Annotated in this window: 21 protein-coding genes; 9 read left to right on the forward strand and 12 right to left on the reverse strand. The window is 71.0% G+C overall.

Annotated features, from left to right (window positions below):
* Window positions 1-7: 7 nt before the first annotated feature.
* From E1285_RS01045 to E1285_RS01060, 4 genes are all read right to left on the reverse strand, one after another.
* Window positions 8-877 carry a branched-chain amino acid ABC transporter permease gene (locus tag E1285_RS01045; protein ID WP_165966410.1) on the reverse strand — a complete coding sequence of 290 codons (870 nt, stop codon included), beginning with the start codon at window positions 875-877 and terminating at the stop codon, window positions 8-10.
* Entirely contained in the window at window positions 874-2,067 is a 1,194-nt protein-coding gene (locus E1285_RS01050) for an ABC transporter substrate-binding protein (protein ID WP_132146642.1), read from the reverse strand. Before E1285_RS01050 ends, E1285_RS01045 begins: the two co-directional genes overlap by 4 nt.
* A 185-nt stretch (window positions 2,068-2,252) precedes the next feature.
* Window positions 2,253-3,062 (reverse strand): IclR family transcriptional regulator, encoded by an 810-nt coding sequence (locus tag E1285_RS01055; RefSeq protein WP_132146645.1) that lies wholly within the window; start codon window positions 3,060-3,062, stop codon window positions 2,253-2,255.
* Window positions 3,063-3,069: 7 nt separating this feature from the next.
* Entirely contained in the window at window positions 3,070-3,414 is a 345-nt protein-coding gene (locus E1285_RS01060; RefSeq protein WP_132146648.1) for a hypothetical protein, read from the reverse strand.
* Window positions 3,415-3,679: 265 nt separating this feature from the next.
* On the opposite strand from E1285_RS01060, the gene E1285_RS01065 reads away from it, so the two are divergent.
* Window positions 3,680-4,546, forward strand: coding sequence for a VOC family protein (locus E1285_RS01065; protein WP_132146651.1), 867 nt, complete (start codon window positions 3,680-3,682; stop codon window positions 4,544-4,546).
* A 79-nt stretch (window positions 4,547-4,625) separates the two neighbouring features.
* Here E1285_RS01065 and E1285_RS01070 read toward each other — a convergent pair whose 3' ends face one another.
* Window positions 4,626-5,594, reverse strand: coding sequence for a hypothetical protein (locus E1285_RS01070; RefSeq protein ID WP_132146654.1), 969 nt, complete (start codon window positions 5,592-5,594; stop codon window positions 4,626-4,628).
* 117 nt (window positions 5,595-5,711) lie between these two features.
* Here E1285_RS01070 and E1285_RS01075 point away from each other — a divergent pair, with 117 nt between their 5' ends.
* Window positions 5,712-6,158, forward strand: a complete 447-nt coding sequence (locus tag E1285_RS01075) for a DUF3598 family protein (RefSeq protein ID WP_132146657.1) — start codon at window positions 5,712-5,714, stop codon at window positions 6,156-6,158.
* 64 nt (window positions 6,159-6,222) lie between these two features.
* On the opposite strand, the gene E1285_RS01080 is transcribed toward E1285_RS01075, so the two are convergent.
* Entirely contained in the window at window positions 6,223-6,669 is a 447-nt protein-coding gene (locus E1285_RS01080; RefSeq protein ID WP_132146660.1) for a nuclear transport factor 2 family protein, read from the reverse strand.
* Between the two features lie 143 nt (window positions 6,670-6,812).
* Between E1285_RS01080 and E1285_RS01085 the strand changes: the two genes are divergently transcribed.
* On the forward strand, window positions 6,813-7,634 hold the full coding sequence (locus tag E1285_RS01085) for an IclR family transcriptional regulator (RefSeq protein ID WP_132146663.1): 822 nt from the start codon (window positions 6,813-6,815) through the stop codon (window positions 7,632-7,634).
* 30 nt (window positions 7,635-7,664) lie between these two features.
* Here E1285_RS01085 and E1285_RS01090 read toward each other — a convergent pair whose 3' ends face one another.
* Window positions 7,665-8,378, reverse strand: coding sequence for a hypothetical protein (locus E1285_RS01090; RefSeq protein WP_243722455.1), 714 nt, complete (start codon window positions 8,376-8,378; stop codon window positions 7,665-7,667).
* 107 nt (window positions 8,379-8,485) lie between these two features.
* Here E1285_RS01090 and E1285_RS01095 point away from each other — a divergent pair, with 107 nt between their 5' ends.
* Window positions 8,486-9,901 carry an aldehyde dehydrogenase family protein gene (locus E1285_RS01095; protein ID WP_132146666.1) on the forward strand — a complete coding sequence of 472 codons (1,416 nt, stop codon included), beginning with the start codon at window positions 8,486-8,488 and terminating at the stop codon, window positions 9,899-9,901.
* A gap of 44 nt (window positions 9,902-9,945) precedes the next feature.
* On the opposite strand, the gene E1285_RS01100 is transcribed toward E1285_RS01095, so the two are convergent.
* The gene (locus tag E1285_RS01100; RefSeq protein ID WP_132146669.1) at window positions 9,946-10,776 is read right to left on the reverse strand and encodes a VOC family protein; all 831 of its coding nucleotides are present in this window, start codon (window positions 10,774-10,776) and stop codon (window positions 9,946-9,948) included.
* Between the two features lie 120 nt (window positions 10,777-10,896).
* Between E1285_RS01100 and E1285_RS01105 the strand changes: the two genes are divergently transcribed.
* A complete protein-coding gene (locus E1285_RS01105; protein ID WP_132146672.1) occupies window positions 10,897-12,324 on the forward strand; it encodes an FAD-dependent oxidoreductase in 1,428 nt (475 codons plus the stop codon).
* A gap of 106 nt (window positions 12,325-12,430) precedes the next feature.
* Window positions 12,431-13,807, forward strand: a complete 1,377-nt coding sequence (locus E1285_RS01110) for an alpha/beta hydrolase domain-containing protein (RefSeq protein ID WP_243722456.1) — start codon at window positions 12,431-12,433, stop codon at window positions 13,805-13,807.
* A gap of 62 nt (window positions 13,808-13,869) precedes the next feature.
* On the opposite strand, the gene E1285_RS01115 is transcribed toward E1285_RS01110, so the two are convergent.
* A complete protein-coding gene (locus E1285_RS01115; protein WP_132146675.1) occupies window positions 13,870-14,862 on the reverse strand; it encodes an adenylate/guanylate cyclase domain-containing protein in 993 nt (330 codons plus the stop codon).
* A gap of 93 nt (window positions 14,863-14,955) precedes the next feature.
* Here E1285_RS01115 and E1285_RS01120 point away from each other — a divergent pair, with 93 nt between their 5' ends.
* Window positions 14,956-15,717: a MerR family transcriptional regulator gene (locus tag E1285_RS01120; RefSeq protein WP_132146678.1), complete on the forward strand. Its 762-nt coding sequence runs from the start codon at window positions 14,956-14,958 to the stop codon at window positions 15,715-15,717.
* A 4-nt stretch (window positions 15,718-15,721) separates the two neighbouring features.
* Here the strand turns inward: E1285_RS01120 and E1285_RS01125 are convergent, their stop codons facing one another.
* From E1285_RS01125 to E1285_RS01135, 3 genes are all read right to left on the reverse strand, one after another.
* A complete protein-coding gene (locus E1285_RS01125; protein WP_132146681.1) occupies window positions 15,722-17,380 on the reverse strand; it encodes an RNA polymerase sigma factor in 1,659 nt (552 codons plus the stop codon).
* Between the two features lie 247 nt (window positions 17,381-17,627).
* Window positions 17,628-19,238, reverse strand: a complete 1,611-nt coding sequence (locus E1285_RS01130) for a long-chain fatty acid--CoA ligase (RefSeq protein ID WP_243722457.1) — start codon at window positions 19,236-19,238, stop codon at window positions 17,628-17,630.
* Window positions 19,239-19,356: 118 nt separating this feature from the next.
* Window positions 19,357-19,848 (reverse strand): SigE family RNA polymerase sigma factor, encoded by a 492-nt coding sequence (locus E1285_RS01135; protein WP_132146686.1) that lies wholly within the window; start codon window positions 19,846-19,848, stop codon window positions 19,357-19,359.
* Between the two features lie 278 nt (window positions 19,849-20,126).
* On the opposite strand from E1285_RS01135, the gene E1285_RS01140 reads away from it, so the two are divergent.
* A complete protein-coding gene (locus tag E1285_RS01140) occupies window positions 20,127-21,206 on the forward strand; it encodes a hypothetical protein (protein ID WP_132146689.1) in 1,080 nt (359 codons plus the stop codon).
* Entirely contained in the window at window positions 21,200-22,039 is an 840-nt protein-coding gene (locus E1285_RS01145; RefSeq protein ID WP_132146692.1) for a MauE/DoxX family redox-associated membrane protein, read from the forward strand. The genes E1285_RS01140 and E1285_RS01145 overlap by 7 nt, the downstream gene beginning before the upstream one ends.
* The last annotated feature ends 270 nt before the right edge of the window (window positions 22,040-22,309 follow it).

Raw genomic sequence — 22,309 nt, forward strand, 5'->3', positions numbered from 1 at the left:
CGCTTCATCAGTGGGCCTCCATGGGCTTGCCGAACAGGCCGGAGGGGAAGAGGACCAGGATCAGCGCCAGCAGCCCGAAGACCACGAAGTCGCCGGTCGTGGCGCCCGCGACGTTGCGGACCACGGAGTCCAGCATCCCGACGATCAGGCCGCCGGCCAGCGCCCCGCGCGGGGAGCCGACACCGCCGATGACCGCGGCGGTGAACCCCTTGATCGTGAAGATCAGGCCGGACGCGGGGCCGATGAACAGGATGGGCGCGGCCAGCATGCCGGCGAAGGCGCAGATCACGCCCGCGATCACGAAGCTGAACACGACGACCCGGCGGACCGGGATGCCCATGATCACGGCGGCTTCCCCGTCGTGCGAGGCGGCGCGGATCGCACGTCCGTACGCGGTGAGCCGCAGGAAGGCGTCGTATCCGGCCATCACGGCGAGCGCGACGACGATGGTGAGCAGCTGCTGCCAGGACAGCGTCACCCCGAAGATCTCCAGCTGGCCTGGGGCCAGCGCCTTGGGACGCAGCGAGTCCACGTCGAAGTAGCTGATCGTGAACAGCGACTGGAAGATCAGCGCGGCCGCGAGGGTCGCGATGATCCACGCGTACCGGGAGCCGGACAGCCGCACCGGAAGCATGATCATTCGTTCGCTGAGCAGGCCCATTCCCACGCCGAACAGCAGGGTGATGGCCAGCGCGGCCGGCCACCCCCACTGCCACAGCGCCACCACCTGGTAGCTGATCGCCGCGCCGAGGACGATCGGCTCACCCTGGGCGAAGTTCATCACCCGGGTCGGCTGGAACACGATCGCGAGCGCCAGCGCGACCAGGGCGTAGACGGCCCCGGAGAAGAGCCCGTCGATCCAGACCTGGGCACTCACGAGGCGTTGAGCTCCACCGTGTACCAGCCCTGGTCGTCCTTCTTCCACTGGTACAGGTGGACGTCGTTGTAGAACTCGTGACGGTCACCGGGCTTGATGGCGTTCCCGGACGGGGTCTTGTCCGCCGGGAGGTCGAGCCCCTCGATGGCGGACGCGAGCTTGTCCGGGTCGTCGACGCCGCCCGCGGCCTTCACGCCCTGCTCGAAGGCGAAGATGCAGTCGGCGGCGATGGCCGTGCCCTTCGGCGACTCGGCGCCGCTCTTCGGGCCGACGTTCTTGCCGTACTTCTTCTCGATCGCCTCGGTGTGCGTGCGGTACCCGGGCTGCCACTCCGACCGGTCCTTGCGGTTCGGGTACTCGTAGAGCGCGGCGGGGAACACGGCGCCGTCGGCGGCGTCACCGGCGGCCTCGATGAACGAGATGTTCTGCATGCCCGAGCCGGCGCCGACGATCTCGCCCTTGAAGCCGGTCTGCGCCGCGGCCGCCATCGTCTTGGAACCGCCGACGGAGCTGGACACCATGATCGCTCCGGCGTCCTTGAACTTCTCGACGTAGGCGCGGTGGCTCTGGTCGTCGTCGCGGCTCGTCTCCCAGCCGAGGTACTCGATTCCGGCCTCGGGGAGCAGCTCCTTCATCAGCTTGTCGGTGGCCTTGCCGGTGTCGTCGGCCTCGTAGACCAGGCCGAGCGACTTGACGCCCTCCGACTTCAGCCAGTTCACGACCTTCGCGCCGTCGAGGTCGAAGGGGTCCTGCGAACGGAAGCCGTACTTGAGGTCGGCGAAGCTGCCTGTGGAGACGGCGGGCTGGCAGTTGACCTTCTTGTTCTTCTCGTAGATGCCCTTGGTGGCGTCGTAGAACGCCGTGATGGACGGGCCCACGACCAGCTTAACCGTCTCGTCGCCGGCCATCTCGTTGGCGGCTTGGACACCCTTGGCCGGGTCGAGCCCGGTGTCGCGGGTGATGAGCTTCAGCTTGGCGCCGTCCAGACCCCCGGCGGCGTTGATCCGCTCGATCTCCACGTTGATGGAGTTCTGCTGGGAGATGCCCAGAACCGCGAACGGGCCGCTCATGGGACCGACCAGCGCGATCTGGATATCCGGCTTGTCGCCGGACGCCTTGCCCGAGCATCCGGTCGCGGCCACGGCGAGTGCCGCGATGCCCGCGGCGACCGTGACAACTGATCTGCGCATCTGTACCTCCGCCAGGATGTTCCTCTTATCGGAACGCGGTTCCGTACCGATGGACGGTATAGAGGGGCCGGACCCGGTGTCAATAGGTCTGACTTTTTCGGATCTGGACGTTATCTTACGTGTTGAGCTGCATGGACGCCGCCGATTCACGGCAGCCAGTTGGCCGGGATGGCGGCGCTGGGTCTTCAGTCCGACTCGGACATGTGGCCCATCAGAGCGGAGAGCCCCTCCGTCACCGCGAGCAGCGCGTCGGCGCACGCCTCCGCCTCGCCGCGGAAGCGCTCCACCGGCCCGCAGACGCTCACCACCGCCGCCGGGACGCCGTGATGGTCGAAGACGGGAGCGGCGACCGAGGCCGCGCCGGACTGCCGCTCCGCGAACGAGCGGGCGTACCCGCGCCGCCGGATCGCGGCCAGCTCCAGCCGGAGCGCCTCCGGATCGACGACCGTCCGGTCGGTGAGCCGGCTGAGATGGTCCACCGACAGGTAGTCGTCGATCTCCGCGTCCGGGAGGAAGGCCAGGAACGCCTTCGACGAGGCGCCCGCGTGCAGCGGGAACGGAACGCCGAGCGACACCGACATGATGACCTCCCGGTCGGGGGTCACCTGGTCGATGTAGACGCGCTGCGCGCCGACCCGGGCCGACAGGGTCGCCGTCTCCCGGGTCGAGCGCGACAGCGCGACGAGGTCCGGAGCCGCCAGCCGGCGGACGTCGATGTGGTCCAGATAGGCGAGGCCGAGCCGCATCGCGGTCAGCCCGAGCGCGTACCTGCGGGTCTCCTCGTCCACCTGGACCAGCCCGCGGCTGCGCAGCGACGTGAGGATCCGGTGGACGGCCGGCTTGGACAGCCCGAGCGCGTCGGCGATCTCGGTGACGCCGAGCGTCCGGGTGCCGGACTCGGCGAACAGCACCAGCACGTCCGCCGCCCGTTCCACCGTCGAGGCCGACTGGCCAGGCCGTTCGGTGGCGCGGGTCTCTTGGGGCATGGCGGTCATTTCCGGCTCAGTCCCGGCGCAGGCCGATGGGGACGGGCGGGTCGGTGACGATCCTGGTGTCCAGGAACTCCCACCAGTCGTCCTGGGTGACGCGCTCGCCCTCCCAGTCGGCGTCGGCCTTCAGCCCGCCGAGCGCGGCCCGGTAGGCGCCCCAGCCCGCCTCGTCCTCGAACGCCGCCCAGCTCTCGATCGTGTAGACCTGACCGATCACGCTGTAGTACCAGCGGACCTCCTTGACCATGGGGAGGTCGCGGTAGAACCAGCGCTCGCGGTCCTCCAGCCACGCCCAGAACTCCTTCTGGTTGCGGCGGGACCGCTCGCTGAGCTTCATCCGGTATACGAGGTAGATCATGTAATGTCCTCCAGTCGTTCCGCTGTACGCAACGTCGTCACGTAACAGCGCTTGCGGAGGCCATCTTGTAACAGCTTTCCGATAAATGGAATACCTGCGGCCGGAGGAAGCGGACGATCCAGGCGCGCATCCCGCCTCTGATCACCAGACTCGTGCGCCGTCAGACGCCTGGCCCTCCGATGGTCGCCCGCGATCGTTCCTTTATACGGAACAACGTTTCAGCTAGCATGCGCAGCATCACCCGGCCATCGATCCTGGAGAGCCCATGCTCAGCAGCCCCCGGTACGCCGTCCTCGGATGCCACGACCTCGCGGCCGCCGCCGCGTTCCTGTCCGTCCTCGGCTACACCGAACGGGGCCGCGACACCCTGGACACGGACACCGCCACCGCCCTGTACGGGCTCACCGGCCCGGCGGAGGAAGTCCTCTTCCTCCCCGAAGGCGCCGACACCGGCGGCCTGCTCCTGGTCGCCGCCCCCGAGGGCAGCACCGCCATCGCCTCCGGCGGCTACGCCGTCGACGTCTACACCCGCGACATCGAGGCCAGCGTCGCCGAGCTGACCGCCGCCGGCGGCACCCCGTCCCCGATCGCCCGCTGGGAACTGGGCGGACGGCCCTTCGCCGAGTGCGGCATCATCGCCCCCGGCGGCATCCGCGTCGTCCTCGTCGAGGGCAGCTCCCGCCGGGCGAGCATCCTCGACCACGACGAGACGCGACGCCACTCGGAACTGCAGGCCGCCGTCCACCTCACCTACGGCTGCGACGCCGCCTTCTGGACGGCGCTCGGCCTCGAATCCCTCTACTCGCAGCGGCTCGTGGACCCGGCGGTCGCCGCGCTGATCGGCATCGACGACCTGGACGCCGAGATCGTCCTCGACCTCTTCTGGGACGGCCAGGGCGCCCGCGTCGAGCTGATCAGCTTCCCCGGCCTCGACCTCCCCAAGGGCGACGACGCCTTCAAGTCCGGCATGCACGCGGGCGTGTTCCCCGTCGCCGACCTGGACGCCGCCCACACCCTCCTGACCGGCGCCGGCGCCAAGACCGGCCCCGTCGTCAAGAGCACCCTGCGCGGCGGCCGGGCCTTCACGGCGACGTCCCCCGACGGCGTCGACCTGGAGTTCTGGACCGCCTGACCAGCGCGACTCGGGTTGCCGCTCCGCCGATGGTTCGCAGGAGCGGCCTCGCTGGCCAGGGTCCGGGCCGGGAGTCGTCTTAGCGGGCTTCGTAGAGGGTTACCGCTATGCCGTTGGGAGTGGTGGCGGGCGCGGCCGTGGCCTTGCCGTGCAGCGGGTCGTCGGTCTCTACCGGGGCACCGGTGACCTGGCCGCCCGTCCGGCGGACGCTCTCCAGCGCCGCGCCGAGGTCGCGGGTGCGGACCGTCCAGCCGCTGTGGCCGAGGGAGCGGCCGGGACGCTGGAGGGGGCGGCGGTCGACCCCGTGCTCGCCCTCCGCGCTGGTCACCTCGATGCGCGCCGTCTTCGCGCCGGCGAGGAACGCCAGCCGCATCCGGGTGCCCGAGGGCAGCCCCGCGACGGTGTCGAAGCCCGGCGAGGAGAACGTCACGTCGTACCAGACGGACATGCCGAGGCCGTCCGGCCCCCAGAACGCGGTCTCGGCCTCCGCGTCCGGGACGTGGCAGACCACGGAGGTCAGCTCCGTGTAGAGCCGGTCGGGGTCGGCGTCCCACGCGGCGGTCCCGCGAACGGCGGCGGGCTGGACGAACACGACCGCGGTGCCGTCGGGCGCCGGGCACACGCCCTGGGTCACCATGACCTCGTTCTCACCGACGGCGACGCCGTAGGTGGCGGGCGGCGTGGACCAGTCGATGCCCGCCTCGGCGAACCGCGCGTGGGCGACCTGGATGTCCTTGGCGTACATGTCGATGCCGATCAGGCCGTCGTCCAGGTTGTGCGGCTGCGCCGCGGCGGCGAGCGGCTCGGGGACGCGGACGAGGTGGATCCGGCCGGTGCCGGCGCCGGCCGCGGCGAGCGCCACGGCCTCGACGTCGGCCGGTCCGGTTCCCCACAGCGCGTCCGCGGCGGCGGCCGGGACGGCACCCTGCGCGGCGACCTCGTAGCCGAGCCGGCCACCGAAGAAGTCGAGGTGGGGGCCGAAGTCGGTGACACCGACGACCGCGGCGGTGATCCCCTCCACCAGCGGGTCAGGGGTGTGCTCGCTCATCAGCGAACCTCCTTGTTCCATATTGCGGAATACTGTTCCAATATTGCTAGGATCCCGGACAGCGGTTCCCGAACCGCCGCCGACCCATCGTCCAACCCTGTGACCAGGAGGAATCCCATGCGCGCCGGAGTTCCGGGCATGCCCATCAACAGCAAGCACCTCGGCGAGTGGCGCGGGGAGTACATCCACGTCGACGCCGAGGGGACGATCATCGACCGGCACGCCTCGCACCTGCGCTGCTGGGTCCCCGAGGACGGCTCGTACGACATCCGCCAGGTCAACACCTACACGTGGGCGGACGGAACCGTGCAGTCCCTGGAGTTCGGCGGCCGCATGCGGGGCGACGTCTGCCACTTCGACAACGAGCGGATCATCGGCGAGATGAGCCAGGTGGACGAGCAGTCGATCGTCCTCACGTGGTCGTACAAGACCGACCCGGACAACTACCTGTACGAGCTCATCCAGCTCTCCCGCGACGGTCGGCACAAGTGCCGCACCTGGCACTGGATGGACGGCGACCGCCTCTACAAGCGGACGATCATCAGCGAGTCCAAGGTCGCCTGACCCGCGTTCTCGCCTGGGCCACGATCTTGCCTGGGCCGCGTCCTCGCTCAACCCGCGATGGGGCTCAGGCCTCGGTGCCGAGGGGGCGGGCGCCGTCCGGCCACCAGTCCCCCGCGCCGTAGGGGTCGGCGAGGGGCTGGGAGCCGTGCTCGTGGATGATGCACCAGCGGTCGCGCTCCGCGCGCAGCAGCCAGGTCATCCGCATGCGGAGCCGCCCCTCGCGCCCGTCCCCGTGCACGTCGTAGTCGAGGACGCCGGTGACCTGGCCGAGCGTGTCGTTCTCGAACACGTGCGGGCCTTCGATCCAGCGGTAGCCGTTGATCCCGACGGGGGCCTCGAAGTACGCGCGCCAGCCCTTCTCGATGCGGTCGCCGCCGCGCGTCGTCCAGCGGGGCCCCTCGGGGAAGACGTAGGCGTCGGCTTCCTTGGAGAACGCGTCGAGGGTGGCGTCGAGATCACGGTCGATGACCGCCTGGAGCATGCCCTCGGTGGCGCTGAGCGGAGTCTTCATCGGTGTTCCTCCCTGTTCTGACGGTGAAATCGTGTTTCATTGATGGACGGCTACACGGTCCGCCCGAGATCATTCGCTTAGCGGAACGGCTTTACACTGATCGAAACGCATTCGTCCCCCTGCACGTGGAAGGAACCACGTCGATGAGCAGCACCGCTCAGCCGAGCGAGCTTTCCCCGCGCACCGAAGAGCGCGGGGCCACCGGCCAGACGATCGCCACGGTGGAACGGGCGGCCGACGTCCTGATGCACTTCGCCGAGCAGCGGGCGGCGACCCTCGGCGTCACCGAGGTGGCCAACGCGCTCGGGCTGTCGAAGGCGGCGGTGCACCGCATCCTCACCTCGCTGCGCGGGCACGGGCTCATCGAACTGGACGAGGCGACGCGCCGTTACTCCCTCGGCATCGGCGCGATGAAGCTCGGGATGGCCTACCTGGAACGCCTCGACGTCCGGACGGTCGCCCGCCCGGAGCTCGTCGCGCTGTCCGAGACCACCTCCGAGACCGCGACGCTGTCGGTCCGCTCCGGCTGGACGCGCTCCTACATCGACCAGGTGACCCCGCGCCGCGAGCTGATCATGTCGGTGACGCTCGGTGTCCCGTACCCGCTGCACGCGGGCGCGTCGTCGAAGGCGTTCCTGGCGTTCCTGTCCGACGAGGAGATCGACCACTACCTGGCGCAACCGGCGCTCGAGCGGCTCACGCCGGCCACGATCGCCGGCGGCTCCCGGCTGCGGCGGGAGATCGCGGAGATCCGCGACCGCGGGTACGCGCGCTCGAATGCCGAGCGGCAGGCGGGCGCGGCGTCGGTCGCGGCGCCCATCCTCGACCAGCATGCCCGGCCGATCGCCGTCATCAGCGTCAGCGGCCCGATCGAGCGGTTCACCGAGGAGGCCGACGCGTGCGCGTCCGCCCTCCTCAAGACGGTGCACCATCTCTCCGAGCGCTTCGGCCACCATCCCGCCTGACGTCCTGCCGCGCGTGCCCGGCGGGCGCATCTAGTACGCCGTCGTGCCGGGCTTGATCACGCCCAGCACGGCCGCGAGGACGACCATCGTCCAGATGATCATGACGTAGGGGATGCTGCCCTGGACGGCGCCGCGGATGTCGCGTTCCACCTCGGGGTCGCTGCCCTTGGTGAGCAGCCTGCCCCAGGCGGGACCGAAGGGTCTGAGCTTTACACGGATCATCAGTCCACCGGCGATGCACAGCGCGTACGCGGCGACCTTGCCCGCGAGCCACTTGGGGTTGGACGTGACGCCGAACGGCTCGTCCACCACGAACGTGTAGGCGGCGGCGCCGAGGAGGCCGACGACCAGGGCGGCGCGTACGATGAAGTCGGTCCGGTGCACCATGTCGCCGAACCGGCCGGGGGCGCTGCGGTAGTCGGTGATGACGAGCCACAGCCAGACCAGTGACAGCACCCAGATGGCGACCAGCGGCCAGCCGTAGAACATGTCGCGGCCCAGCTCATCGGCGGCCATCAGCGTGATCCCGCTGGGCAGGAAGAGCACCAGGCAGATCCGCGGCGCCATGTCGACCACGTGCATGATCTTCACGGCGACGCCGCGGGCCTCCGCCGACAGCTCCTTCTTCAGGATGAACCGGCTGGAGTAGAAGACGCCGAGGTCGCCGCCCAGCCAGTAGACGAACAGGACGATGTGGAGCAGTATCGCCCAGCTGTGCAGGGTGAACCCGTGCGTGCCGGTCACGTGTCCTCCGTTGGGGGTGAATACATCAGACTATTATTCGTACCATCATTTCGGTTGGAGCGGAACATCGTTACAGTCGTCGGAACACGTTTCACCTGGAGGTTCGGATGGCACGGCAGATCGACGTACGCGATCCCCGCACCGGGCGCGCGGACTACGCGCTCACCTGCGCGGACGCCGCGGAGGTCGAGGAGGCGGCGGCCCGCGCACGCACCGCCCAGCGGACGTGGCTCGCCCTCGGCGTCACCGGGCGGGTCGCCGCGCTGAACGCCTTCCGGGACGCGCTCTCCGAACGCGACGACGCGATGGTGGCGGCGCTCGTCCGCGACACCGGGCGGCTGCCCGTCTCCCGGCTCGAGGTCGACAGCGTCCTGGCGTCCCTCGACCGCTGGTGCGGGCGGGCGCCGGAACTGCTCGCCGACGCCGGGACCGTCCCCTCCTCGATGCCCGGGATCGGCGTGCGGCAGGGCCCGCTGCCGTATCCGCTGGCCGGCGTGATCAGCCCGTGGAACTTCCCGCTGCTGCTCGCGATGATCGACGCCGTCCCCGCGCTGCTCGCCGGGTCCGCCGTCCTGCTCAAGCCGAGCGAGATCACCCCGAGGTTCGCGGCCGTCCTGCGCGACTGCGTCGCCGCCGTGCCGGCGCTGGACGGCGTTTTCACCGTCGTCGACGGCGACGGCGCGACGGGCGCGGCCGTCGTCGACGCCGTCGACCTGATCTGCTTCACCGGCAGCGTCCGGACGGGACGCGCGGTCGGCGCGGCGGCGGCGGCCCGGTTCATCCCCGCGTTCCTGGAACTCGGCGGCAAGGACCCCGCGATCGTCTGCGCGGACGCCGACCTCGACCGCGCCGCCCAGGCGATCCTCTACGGCGGGGCGGTCAACACCGGCCACTCGTGCATGTCGATCGAGCGGGTCTATGTGGCCGAGCCCGTCTTCGAGCGGTTCGTGGACCTGCTCGTCGCACGGGCCCGCAAGGTCGGCCTGGCCTACCCGGAGATCACCGACGGCGAGCTCGGCCCGGTCATCTCCGCCGCGCAGGTCGGGATCATCGAGGACCAGCTCGCGGACGCGGACGCCCGGGGCGCGACCGTCCGCTGCGGCGGCGAGATCCGCACCCTGGGCGGCGGCGTCTACCTGGAGCCGACCGTCCTCACCGGCGTCGACCACACGATGAAGGTCATGCGGGAGGAGACGTTCGGCCCGGTGCTGCCCGTCATGCCGTTCAAGGACGCCGACGAGGCGGTGGCGCTGGCCAACGACAGCGAGTTCGGCCTGTCCGCGGCAGTGTTCGCGGCCACCACCGAGGCGGCGCTGGCGGTCGGCGAACGGCTGGAGGCGGGCGGCATCAGCATCAACGACGCGTCCCTGACCGGCTTCGTCCAGGACGGCGAGAAGAACGCCTTCAAGTCATCGGGCCTCGGCGGCTCCCGGATGGGCCCCGCCTCCATCCGCCGCTTCCTGCGCCAGCGCTCCTTCCTGATCCGCTCCCCGGAGGACAAGGCCCCGTGGTGGTTCCAGTAACCGGGACAGCTCCGGTAACCGGGGTGGTTCTGGTAACGAGCCGCTCAGGGTGCTTCGGGACGGAGTTCGAGTTCGATCCCGGCCGGGCCTCGTAGCGTGCTGCCGTCCAGCGCGGTGGCGCCCGCCTTGAGCAGGGCGGCGCGGGTCTCGTCCGGGGTGTCGGAGGCGAAGACCAGGCGGCGCAGCCCGAGCGGGCGGTCGGTGAGGTCTTCGGCGTCCACCCCGGCGAACGTCATGATCTCCAGCCGGGCGGGCGTGTGACCGGGGGAGACGAGGAACGTCAGCCGGAGGGACGCGTCCGCCGGGATGCCGGTCATCCGGTCGAACGGGTCTCCGGACATCTCCCCCGAGAACAGGATCTCCAGCCCGCCCGCCGCGGTGAAGAACTCGACCGCGGCGTCGTGGTCGGCCGGGACGATCACCGCCGTGTGCAGCTCGCCGTGCAGCCGGCCGGCGTCGCCCTCCAGCGCGGGAGAAGGCCGGTGCCCGGCGGCGGCGCGGGGGATCGTCCACCAGATGCCGTCCGCGCCGAGCGCGACGAACTCGCTGAGGGTCGCGGCGCCGTACGGGTAGGTCACCCGCTCGCGGGACCGGCCGCCCGCGGCGTCGATCGCGGCGGCGGTCCGCTCCAGGTCGCGGGAGTAGATCCCGAGGAGCCGGGGCCCGATGTCCCAGACCCGGGGGTCGGGGGACTCCGGGGCGTCGGGCGCGGCGACGAGGCGGAGGAGCCCGGTGGTGCCGTCCGGGCCGCCGAGCAGCGCGCCGCCGGCGTCCCGGTGCAGGACGTCCAGGCCGAACGCCCGCGTGTGGAAGTCGATGGACGCGCCGAGGTCGCGCGTGGCCACCACGGCCTCGATGACGGCTCCGAGCGGCATGAACCCTCCTTGGAACAGCGTTTCAATGACTGGGATGCGCTTGCGATCACCCTCCGGCGACCAGCACCATGAACCATAGTGGAACACTGTTCCTTGAATCGGAACAACAGAGGAGCTTGCGTGACGACGGCCCAGAACTACGATCTCGTCATCGTCGGGGCGGGCACCGGTGGCATCCCGTGCGCCGTCGAGGCCGCGGCCCGCGGCGCCCGGGTCCTGCTCATCGAGAAGGACTCCCGCATCGGCGGCACCCTGCACACCACCGGCGGCCACATGTCCGCCGCCGGGACCCGCCGCCAGCGCGAACACGGCATCGAGGACTCCGTCGAGGCGCACCTCGCCGACATCGAGCGGATCAGCGGCGGCACCGCCCGCACCGACCTCGTCGAACTCGCCGCCCGGGGCGCGCCCGAGACCATCGACTGGCTGGACGACCTCGGCTTCGAGTTCGCGCCCGAGTCCCCCCGCCTCGTCTACGGCCACGAGCCGTACGGCGCCCCCCGCACCTACTACGGCAAGGACGCGGGCCTGTCCATCCTCGCCGTCCTGAAGCGGCTCCTGGACGAGCAGATCGCGGCCGGAGGCGTCGAGTTGTGGCTCGGCAGCACCGCCATCGGCCTCACCGAGCAGGACGGCTCGGCCCCGAGCGTCACCGTCCTGCGCGGCGGAGTCGACGAGATCGAGGTGACGGCCCAGGCCGTCGTGCTCGCCACCGGCGGATTCGCCTCCGACGAGGATCTGTTCAAGGAGATCGAGGGCGTCCCCCTCGTCAGCGCCGCCCACCCCACCTCCACCGGCGACGGCCTCGTCATCGCCCGCGAGGCGGGGGCGGCGATCGGCGGACGCGGCCAGTACCTGCCGACCTTCGGCGGCCTCCCGCACCCCACCACCCCCGGCAAGGCGTACTACGACGAACGGCCCCTGCTGGTCGCCACCGAACGGCTCCCGTGGGAGATCTACGTCGACCGCGCCGGGCACCGCTTCGTCGCCGAGGACGACACCAGCATCGACCGCAAGGAACGCGCCCTCGCCGCCTCCACCGACGGGACGTTCTGGACGGTCTTCGACGACAGGGCACGGCTCTCGTCCGTCCCCATGGTCGTCGGGTGGAGCCCCGATGACGTCGTGGCCAAGGCCAACAGCCGCGTCGGCGTGCACAAGGCCGGCACCGTCGCCGAACTCGCCGCGCTGGCCGGCATCTCGCCGGACGGCCTGACCGCCACGGTCGAGCGCTACAACGCGTCCGTCTCCGCGGGGACCGACGCCGAGTTCGACCGCACTCACATGCCCGCCCCCATCTCGGAGGGCCCGTTCTTCGCGATCGAGAACCACGGCATCACGCTCATCACGTTCGCCGGCCTCGACGTCGACGAGCGGCTGCGCGTGCGCCGCACCGACGGCACCGCGATGGTAGGCGTGTACGCGCTCGGCGAGCTGATCGGCGCGGCCGCGACGTGCGGCAACAGCTTCTGCGGCGGCATGCTCGTCACCCCCGCCCTCACCTTCGGCCGCCTCCTGGGCCAGCGCCTCACCTCCGACCGGCACTGACCGGCGCCACCGCCGAGGTGGCCGGTGATTCTGCCGATGCGGGCCGCGGCGAGTGCGGAGATCATGAATCGAACTCCGTCACTTGCCATCCCGTGGAGGGAACGAAGTGAGGTACTTGCCAGTCACCCGGCTGCTGGTCGCGGCATTGCTCCCCGCCGGGCTCGCCGTCGGGCTCGCCGCCGCACCGGCCACCGCCCAGGCGGGAAGCCCGCCCGGCGCCCTTGTGGAAGGGCCGATACCCGGAGCGCCTCCCGGGGACCCGTCGTCGCCGAATGTCGAGGACACCTATCCATGGATGGCCGCGGACGCAGGCCTGGCCTCACTCGGATACGTGGAACGGGAATTCTTCGTCTCGGGCGAAGCCAGTGCGTACAGCACCACCGGGGAGCGGCTCGCGACCGGCGTCCCGTACAAGACCCGCGTCATCGTGCGGAAACCGACCAGGCCGAGCAGGTTCAACGGCACGGTCATAGCGGAATGGCAGAACGTCACGGCCGGCTACGATCTCGACGCCTTGTGGAGCACCGACCAGATCACCCGGGACGGAAACGTCTGGGCGGGCATTTCCGCGCAGCGGGTCGGCGTGCAGCATCTGACCGAGTGGAGTCCGGCTCGATACGGCGACCTGGACGTCACGGGCGGTGGACGGTTCACCGACGACGAACTGTCCTACGACATCTTCGCCCAAGTGGCGAGGACCCTGCGTGAACGCGGCCCATCGGCCCCGCTCGGCAAGCTCAGGGCGGACACGGTGCTCGGTGCCGGCGCCTCGCAATCGGCGTCCCGGATGACCGCCTATTACGACGCCGTTCTCCCCCAGAGCGAGAAGGTCTTCGACGGGTACGCGTTCATCGTCGGCCCCGCCCCGGCTCGGCGAGGGCCCGAGCCGGTGTTCCAGGTGCTTTCGGAGACCGACGTCCGCTCCGCGGCCCGGCCGCCCGACACCGAAACGTTCCGCCGCTGGGAGGTGGCGGGCACCGCCCATTCCGGCTGGCACGGGCAGGAGTACCGGCGCCCGATCCTGACCCGCGACCTCGGTGAGGCGCCCACCTACCAGTGCGACCGGCCCGCGTTCAGCCGCGTCCCCCTGCACCACGTGATCGCCACGGCGTACGCCCACCTGGTGCGGTGGACCAAGACGGACGTGCCGCCCCCGTCAGCACCACCGCTGCAGCTCAACCCGGACGGCACCAAGGTCCGCGACCCGCTCGGACTCGCCAAGGGCGGCATCCGGCTCTCCCAGGTCGAGGCGCCCACGGCCCTCAACACCGGCGACAACTCGGGCGAGACGTTCTGCTTCCTGTTCGGTACCCATGTGCCGTTCGAAAAGCCGCAGCTCGACTCGCTCTACCCGTCCCACGGACGTTATGTCGCGGCCGTCGTGAAGGCGGACGTCCGCAACCTGCGGGACGGCTACCTCCTCCCAGCGGACGCCCGGCAGAACCGCATCGACGCCGCCCGCTCCGACATCGGCAAGGGCTGACCTCGCCGCTCTGGCAGGGCTCCCCGCCCGCACGGGGAGCCCTGCCTTTTGCGGGCTCGTTCTCAGGTGCGGGGTTTGGGGCGGCGGAGTCGGAACGGGCGGACGCGGCCCAAGCCCTGCAGGGGGCGGGCGCGGAGGGCGGAGATGTCGTAGTCGCCGGCCGGAAGGATCTCGGCCAGGCCACCGCCGATGAGGACCGTTCCGGGGTGGGCGGTGGCGGTCAGGCGGGCGGCCAGGTTGATCGGAGTACCGAACACGTCGCCCAGGCGCTGGATGACTTCGCCATAGGCGAGGCCGACGCGGACCTCGGGGAAGTCGGGGTCCTCGTTGAAGCGTTCCGCTATGCGCAGGCCGATCTCGGCGACGGCGCGGGGCTCGGACCCCACGAACAGGACCTCGTCACCGAGCGTTTTGATGACGCGGCCGCCCAGCTCGGCGATGATCTCGGCGGTGGTGACCTCGAACCGTTCGATGAACGCGGCGAGGGCGTCGCCGTCCAGGTGGCGGCTCAGCCGGGTGAAGGAGACGACGTCGGCGAAGCCGACCGCGAGGTGGGCGATGCCGGCGGCGGGGTCGGACTGCGCGGTGGCCGTCGTGGCGGCGGCGCGCATCCCGACGGCGGTGAGCTGGCGGCGCCAGCCGTGCAGCAGGAGGCGTTCGAAGGCGGGACGCAGCTCCTCGGTCGCGAGGAGGGCCGCGGTGACGACGTCGGCCGCCGCGGGCTCGTCCGGCGGGAGTTCGCCGATGCGCTGCAGCCAGACGTCCCCGAGCCAGCTGGCGAGGCGTCCCATCGTCTGGCCGACGGCACGCGCCAGCTGGAGGACCATGCCCTCGTCGACCAGCTCGGTGCCGAGCAGCTCCTTGATCTCGCGGAGCGCGGCGACGTCCCCGTCGGTGAAGGCGACCTCGTCGTCGGGGGGCGCGGGGAAGCCGAGCGCCTGCCAGATGCGGCGCGCGTAGTCGTCGGGGACACCCGAGAGTGCCTCGACCTCTTTGCGCGTGTAACGCAGGGGGCCGCCGAGGAGGGTCTCCTCGATGTCGTCCTGGTCCGCCATGAGGCCAGCCTCTATGTGTCATCGACCGATGTAACAATAGTGCCGGAGTAAGATCACGGAGGTCAAGGCGGACGAGTCCGGCAGGCGGGGGCAGTGGCCGAGTACCGAATCGACGAGCTGGCGCGGCTGGCCGGAAGCACCGTGCGCAACATCCGCGCCTACCAGGACCGGGCGCTGCTGCCGCCGCCCCGGCTCGAAGGCCGGGTGGGGCTGTACGACGACTCGCACCTGGCGCGGCTCCGGCTGATCGGCAAGCTGCTCGGCCGCGGCTACACGTTCGCGATCATCAGGGACCTGCTGACGGCGTGGGAGACCGGCAGGGACGTCGGGGAGGTCCTCGGGCTGGAGAAGGTCCTCACCGACCCGTGGTCCGACGAGATCCCCGGCACCGCCACCTACGACGAACTCGTCAAGATCTTCGGTGCCGGGCTGGACGAGGCCGAGTTCGCCGCCATGCGCGACCGGACCATCGCGCTCGGCCTGATCGAGCCGGACGGCGACAAGTACCGGGTGCCGAGCCCGCGGCTGCTGCACGTGGGCGCCGAGCTGGTCGCCGCCGGAATCCCGCTCGACTCGGTGCTCGACATCGCCGAGCAGATCCGGGACGACTGCGACGTGATCGCGGGCCGGTTCGTGAACCTCGTCCAGGAGCACGTGTTCGACGGGCTGGAGGAGCAGCCCGTCCCGGGCGGCGAGAAGGTCACCGAGGTCGCGGCGGTGGTGCGCCGGATGCGGCCGCTGGTGAAGATGGTCGTCGAGCCGTTCATCGCGCGGGCGATGGAGACCCGCGTCCAGGAGGCGCTCGGCGAGCACCTCGAAACGGTCCGGGACCACCTCGGCGAGAAGCCCGGCTGAGCCGTCACAGCAGCGAGGCGCCCCAGACGACGGTCACCTTCTGCTGCGCGCCCTCGGAGTCGGTGAAGGTCAGGGTGCCCTCGCCGGGCAGGCCGATGATGAACGTGCGCAGAGTGATCTTCAGCTGGGAAGTGCCGTCCTCCGGCATGCCGCCCTGCATCTCCGACAGGACGATCTGGTTGGTCGACGACATCGCCGTCCACGTCACCGGGCCGCTCTGGGCCGCGAGGCTGACCTGGGCCTCCTTGGTGCCGTAGAGCTCGACCTTGGCCGGGTTGACGACGAGGTCACCCGGCCGCGCGGGCGGGTTGGTCGACGACGACGGCGGCGGCCGCGTCGGGTTCGCGGACTCCTCCGGAGTCTTCTCGTCCGTCTGGGGGCCCACGGGCGGCTGCGCCGAACGGTCGCCGGGGCCGCGCGCCTCGGGTCCCCGGGACGGTTGCGTGTCGGGGCCCGAGCCCCTCGGCGGCGACTGTTCCGTGATGGACGGCTGCGGCTCCGTGCGGAACGGCGGCCACGCCAGCGAGCCGCCGGTGATGCCGGGGCCCATGACGAACACGGCGACGAGCGCGGCGACCAGCGCGCCCGCCATGCCTCCGCCGGTGAACAGCCATCGGCGGGTGAACGGCGAGGGCACGTCCGGCTGGCTCGGCAGGCCGGACGGGGTGAGCGCGCCGCCGCGCGCGGCGATGTCGGCCCGGTAGCCGGCCAGTTCCGGGTCCGTGGCGGTGTGCATGACGCGGTGGCGCAGCGCCGCGGGCAGCACGGGGGCGGGTGCCCGCTTGAACAGCGCGGCGGCGGTCACCCGGCTGCGGCGACGGCAGCCGGGGCAGCCGGCGACGTGCAGTTCGGTGGACGGATCGACGGGGGACGGCTCGGGACGCCGGTGCAGGACCCGCAGCAGCATCCTGCCGACCGGCCCGCGGGCGCTGGCGGACGGCGCCGGTTCCTGCGGCGTCGTCTCCGGCGGTGCGGACGGCACGTCCGCCTCGTCCTGCCGGGCGGGGGCGTGGCCGGCGGGGACGGCGACCGGGGACGCCTCCCCGGCGGAGTCGGCGATTCCGGCGGCGCAGGCCCGGTTGGCGCGCTGGACCTCTTTCTGGAGCGCGGCCTCGATCTCGGTCCGCCCGGCGCGCACCCGCATGGCGGCCCGGCGCGAGGACAGGCCGAGCGCCGCCCCGAGCCGCGCGGGACGCAGCCCGTGCCGGAACGCCAGGAGCAGCACCTCCTGCTCGACGGCCTCCAGCGTGCCGAGAGCGGCGCGGAACAGGTCGTGAAGCTCGTCCGAAGGCGGCCAGTCCGGGACGGGGCCGTCCGGTTCGGCACGGTCCAGGAAGGGGATGTCGGAGAACTCGGCGTCCCGGTCCCAGAAGAGGACCTTCGCCCGGCCGCGCCGGATGCAGCGGCGCCGGGCCGCCCCGTACAGCCAGGAACTCAGGTGCAGGTGGTCGCGCATCCGGGGCGCGCGGCGACCTGCGTCGATGAAGGTGTCGTGGACGATGTCGGCGGCGACTTTCGCGTCGCCCGACATTGACAGGGCGTAATCGTAAAGGCGCTCACCGTACTCGTCGTAGAGCGCGGCGAACGCGGTCTCGTCGCCTTCGTTCAGCCCTTTGACCAGGGTTCGGTCGGCTGTGTGCAACGTGGGGGACAACCTGGGCATTCACGCTCCCGGCAGCGGCATGAGGTGTCCGTCCCCATGGGAGTCGTCCAGACATTCAGCCCACCTTGCATACACCCGCGAACCCCATCCGCACCACATGGTCTGCCGAAATCACCATTAAGGTGACCCCGGGGTGAGATGCCGCTTCTCTCCGTGATCACGGTACCAATGACTCGGCGTCAGAATCGAGTCAGCGGCCCGATCCGGCCGCGGGGCGCCCGCCTCCGGGCGCCCCGGCCGCCACCGGTCACCCTTCGCGCCGGACCTCCAGTTCACCGTCCGCATAACGGCGCCGCAGGACCTTCTTGTCGAATTTTCCCACGCTGGTCTTCGGGACCTCGGCGATGAAAGCCCAGCGCTCGGGAAGCTGCCATTTCGCGATCCGCCCGGACAGGAACTCCCTGAGCTGCGCCGCCGTCACCGAGGCCCCGTCGCGGACGACGACCGACGCGAGCGGGCGCTCCTGCCACCGGTCGTCGGGGACGCCGACCACGGCCGCCTCGACCACGTCCGGATGAGCCATCAGGTGGTTCTCCAGCTCCACCGACGAGATCCACTCGCCGCCCGACTTGATGACGTCCTTCGCCCGGTCGGTGAGCGTCAGGAACCCGCCGGCCGACAGCGTCCCGACGTCGCCCGTGCGCAGCCAGCCGTCGTGGAACTTCCCGGGATCCTCGTCCAGATAGTACGAACCGGTGATCCACGGCCCGCGGATCTCGACCTCGCCGACGGCCTCGCCGTCGTTGGCCAGCACGACGTCGCCGTCACCGACGATGCGCATCTCCAGCCCGGCGAGGACGCGCCCCTGGCTGATCCTGGCGTCCCACTCCTCCTCGCCCTCGGCCCCGGCCGGCGGGTGCGCCACCGACGCGACCGGCGAGGTCTCCGTCATCCCCCACGCCTGGACGATCCGCACCCCGATCTCGTCGAAACCGCGCATCAGCGCCGCCGGAACGGCCGACCCGCCGCACGGCACGAGCCGCAGCGAACCGAGGTCGGACCCGTGCTCCTTCGCGTGGCGCAGGACGTCCGCCCAGATCGTCGGCACCGCCCCCGCGACCGTTGGACGCTCGGTCTCGATGAGCCGGACGAGCGGCTCGGCCTGCATGAACCGGTCCGGCATGACCAGCGCCGCACCCGCCATGATCGCCGCGTAGGGCAGTCCCCACGCGTTGGCGTGGAACATCGGCACCACCGGCAGGACGACATCGGAGGCGCTCAGCCCGATCGCGTTGCCGGTGCACGTCGCCATCGAGTGCAGGTAGGCCGACCGGTGCGAGTACACGACGCCCTTGGGGTTCCCGGTCGTGCCGCTGGTGTAGCACATCGCGGCGGCGGACCGTTCGTCGATCTCGGGCCACTCGAACGTGGCGGGCGCCGCCGCGAGCAGTTCCTCGTAGTCGTGCAGCTCCTTGCCGGCGGCGTCCAGCGGCGTCCTGTCGCCCGCCCCCACGACGACCACGTGCCGGACCGTCTTGAGCTGCGGCAGGACCGGCGCCAGCAGCGGGATCAGCGAGCCGTCGACGATGACGACCTGGTCCTCGGCGTGGTTGGCGATGTAGACGAGCTGGTCGGGGAACAGTCTCAGGTTGAGGGTGTGCAGGACGGCGCCCATCGACGGGACCGCCAGGTACGCCTCCAGGTGCTCGGTGTTGTTCCACATGAACGTGGCGACGCGCTGATCGCCGTCCACGCCGAGCCCGCGAAGCGCCCCGGCGAGCCGGGCGGCCCGCTCACCGACTTCGGCGTAGGTACGGCGCCTGGCCCCGTCCCCGGTCCAGGTGGACACCTGGGCGTCCCCGAAGACGTCCGCCCCGTAGCGCATGATCGTCGTTATCGTCAGCGGGAAATCCTGCATCGTGCTCCACATAGCGAAGCCCCTCCAGCTCGCAGCAGATTCCAGAACCGGATTCTTGCAGTGTTGTCGCGTTTATGGCAGTGCCCGGGTCGTCGCGTGCTCGCGGCGACGGCCGGGGTCAGTGCAACTGGTCGTCTTCGCGGAGTTTGGTCATGGCCCGGGAGACGGTGGACTTGACGGTGCCGACGCTCACGCCGAGGAGATCGGCGATCTCCCTTTCGGACATGTCCTCGTAGTAGCGGAGCATGACGGTGAGGCGCTGCCGTTCGGGGAGGCGGCGGAGCGCGCGGCCGAGGGCGTCGCGCATCTCGGAGCGGCGGGTGTGGTCGTCGGCGCTGGGGCGGTCGGGAAGCTGGTCGGTCGGGTAGACGTCCAGTTTCCGGCGCCGCCACCAGGAGATCTGCGTGTTGACCATGGCGCGGCGGACGTAGCCGTCCACGGCGGCGCGGTCCTTGATGCGGTCCCAGGCCAGGTAGGTCTTGGCGAGGGCGGCCTGGAGGAGGTCCTCGGCCTCGACGCGGTCGCTGGTCAGCTGGGTCGCGGCGCGCAGCAGCACGGCCCGGCGCTCCGCCACGTACGAGCGGAACTCCTCGTGCCGCGTCCTGTTCACTAGACCACCGGGCCAGGGGTTGCGGAGCCACCTCGACCTTTCCAGGGCCGTGCGTGCTCCCGGTATGGTCGACGATCGCACGCGGATCGCAATTTCGGGCCTACATAAAGGCTATATCCGGGTCAACCGGAGGATAATCTTCATCCGAGGTAGATCAAACCTCTTCCACCAGCTGACTTATCGCGACAAATCCGTCGACAAGGCCAGTCACCGCACGTGACCCTTGACTCACTGTCTCACCGCCTGTGACCCACAGTGATCAACGCCGGAGTCCTGCGATGCCACCACCCGACCTCCGCGGAGCGAGCCGCCGCCGCCACCGCACGGCCGTCCTCGCACCACCCCCACGCGCGGGCCTCCGCGCCCGCACAGCCGATCCGCTGGAGGTAGTGACCGGCACGATCCTCGACGCGAGCCCGCACCTCCTGATCATCGGCACCACACCCAGCACGCCGCCGCGCCCACCGCCCCGCACGGCGGATCACCAGCCGCCGCGTGCACCAGGACGGTCGCCCGGCAGCGCGGATCGGCAGACGCCGGGCGAGAGGGTGATCCGGGTCGCGATGAGTGAGGACGCGTCGGTCTGGCACGGCGGGCGCGGGGGCCTCGCCGCGCTGCGGCCGGGGCGGTCCGTGGTCGTCCGGATGAGGGACGGCGGGATCGGCGCCGACCGCGTCTGGGTCGACATCGGCCGGGTCAGCGGCACGATTCTGGCGTGCGAGAGGGACACCGTGGAGGTGGACATGGGTCCCCATCGGGGGCGGGCGCATGTGGTGATCCCTCCGCACGCCTTCGAGCGGGTGCTGGTCCGGCATCCGCGGCTGGAGCCCGGATACCTGATCGACGTGATCTGCGTGTGGTCGCCGAGCGGCCCGCTGGCGGTGCGTCCGGGCACGTCGCAGCCCGGCTACCGGGCGGACGACCTCGCCGCGCCCGAGGCGGCCGTGCCCGTGCCCGGCGTGCTGCGCGGGACGGCGACCTGGTTCGGGGCGCCGGCCGGCGAGACTCCGGACGGGGCGGCCTACCCGGCGGTCGATTCCGAGGGGGACGCCGGGGGATGCGCGGACGCCCCGTCCGGTTGCGTCCCGTTCCCGTACCTGTCGCTCGGCAGCGAGATCGCCGTCCACAACGAGTGCGGCGAGCGCGCCGTCTCCGTGCCGGTGGTGGAGTGCGGCTGCATGGCGGCCCGCTTCTGCGACCGGTGCGTGGAATGCGACGCGTCCCCGCGCGGACGGATCGTCGAGCTGACGCCCGCCGCGTTCGCGGGGCTCGGCGGCGACCTGGAGGCGGGCTGCTTCAACGTCGCCGTCCGCCCGGGTGCGCCGTCCGAGGCGGCGGGGAGGACCGCGCAATGGTGACGACGTTCCAGAACTCGCAGGTGCTGCTGCTGGCGGCGGTGCTGCTGGCGGCGTGCCTGGCGAAGCTGACGGTCCGGGAGCAGCCGGCGGGCGAGCCCGACCGCGTCCACGGCGTGCCGGTGCCGGCCGGGCTCGCGCGGCTTTCGGCGCTGCGCGACAGCCGCACGATGATGCTCGGCCTCGGGCTCGGCGAGGGAATCCTCGGGCTGGCGCTGCTGGTGACCTCGCACCTGTCGGTGCGGCTCGCGACGGCGCTGGCGTTCGTCGCCGCGACCTGGGTGGTCAGCGAGCTGCGGGTCGGCCGCCCGGACGCCGGGTGCGGCTGTTTCGGCGGGCTGAGCGGCAAGAGGGTAGGGCGGCGGAGCGTGCTGAGGGCCGTGCTGTTCACGGGCGCCGCCGTCACCTCGCTGGGGGCGCCGCTCGCCGGCCTGGACGTGCTGCGGGACGTCCAGGTGCAGGTCGGGCTCGTACTCGCGGCGGAACTCGCGCTGTTCGCGGCGCTGTCGCCGGAGCTGTCGGCGCTGCTCGAACGCCGCCGGCTGCCGCACGGTCACGGCCGTCCGGCGATGCCGTGCGAGCGGCGGCGCAGCCCGGTCCAGGAGACGTACGTGACCATGTACCAGAGCTCCGCGTGGCTGCGGCACGAGGACGTCATCGCGAGCGCGGTGCCGCTGGACGTGTGGCGGGAGGGCTGCTGGCGTTTCGTGGTCTACCCGGCCCGGGTGGACGAGCAGGACATGGAGATCGTGTTCGCGGTGTCGACCGCCGAACGGGACAGGACCGTCCGATCGGCCCTGGTAACACCGGAAACGGCCGTGCCTTCCGCTCTCTAACCCACTCTTGGACACGTCCAAGAGTGCCTTAGAAAGCCCTCGCGGCGATGTCCCGCTGGTTGACGCTGCGAGCACCCCTCTTCAACTCTCTAGGGATTTCTACAAGAGATTCAAGAAAGCGTTAGAAAAACCCAGAGGGCATGCGAGGAGAATCTATGGCTTTCTACGGCCACCACTAGATGGCCGAATACTTGGCTGACGATCTGGTTCGATGCAGCCTTCTACCCGTCTCTAGCATTCTCGCTAGAGACCTCTATGAAGACGAAGGGT

The organism is Actinomadura sp. 7K507, assembly GCF_004348425.1.
GTDB lineage: Bacteria > Actinomycetota > Actinomycetes > Streptosporangiales > Streptosporangiaceae > Spirillospora.

Coding starts and splice junctions, on each gene's coding strand:
- E1285_RS01100 (WP_132146669.1), bottom strand. CDS start 10,776: ATGCCGCTCGGAGCCGTCATCGAGGCCGTGGTGGCCACGCGCGACCTC.
- E1285_RS01140 (WP_132146689.1), top strand. CDS start 20,127: ATGCCACCACCCGACCTCCGCGGAGCGAGCCGCCGCCGCCACCGCACG.
- E1285_RS01115 (WP_132146675.1), bottom strand. CDS start 14,862: ATGGCGGACCAGGACGACATCGAGGAGACCCTCCTCGGCGGCCCCCTG.
- E1285_RS01145 (WP_132146692.1), top strand. CDS start 21,200: ATGGTGACGACGTTCCAGAACTCGCAGGTGCTGCTGCTGGCGGCGGTG.
- E1285_RS01095 (WP_132146666.1), top strand. CDS start 8,486: ATGGCACGGCAGATCGACGTACGCGATCCCCGCACCGGGCGCGCGGAC.
- E1285_RS01130 (WP_243722457.1), bottom strand. CDS start 19,238: ATGCAGGATTTCCCGCTGACGATAACGACGATCATGCGCTACGGGGCG.
- E1285_RS01060 (WP_132146648.1), bottom strand. CDS start 3,414: ATGATCTACCTCGTATACCGGATGAAGCTCAGCGAGCGGTCCCGCCGC.
- E1285_RS01055 (WP_132146645.1), bottom strand. CDS start 3,062: ATGACCGCCATGCCCCAAGAGACCCGCGCCACCGAACGGCCTGGCCAG.
- E1285_RS01050 (WP_132146642.1), bottom strand. CDS start 2,067: ATGCGCAGATCAGTTGTCACGGTCGCCGCGGGCATCGCGGCACTCGCC.
- E1285_RS01085 (WP_132146663.1), top strand. CDS start 6,813: ATGAGCAGCACCGCTCAGCCGAGCGAGCTTTCCCCGCGCACCGAAGAG.
- E1285_RS01080 (WP_132146660.1), bottom strand. CDS start 6,669: ATGAAGACTCCGCTCAGCGCCACCGAGGGCATGCTCCAGGCGGTCATC.
- E1285_RS01065 (WP_132146651.1), top strand. CDS start 3,680: ATGCTCAGCAGCCCCCGGTACGCCGTCCTCGGATGCCACGACCTCGCG.
- E1285_RS01070 (WP_132146654.1), bottom strand. CDS start 5,594: ATGAGCGAGCACACCCCTGACCCGCTGGTGGAGGGGATCACCGCCGCG.
- E1285_RS01125 (WP_132146681.1), bottom strand. CDS start 17,380: ATGCCCAGGTTGTCCCCCACGTTGCACACAGCCGACCGAACCCTGGTC.
- E1285_RS01075 (WP_132146657.1), top strand. CDS start 5,712: ATGCGCGCCGGAGTTCCGGGCATGCCCATCAACAGCAAGCACCTCGGC.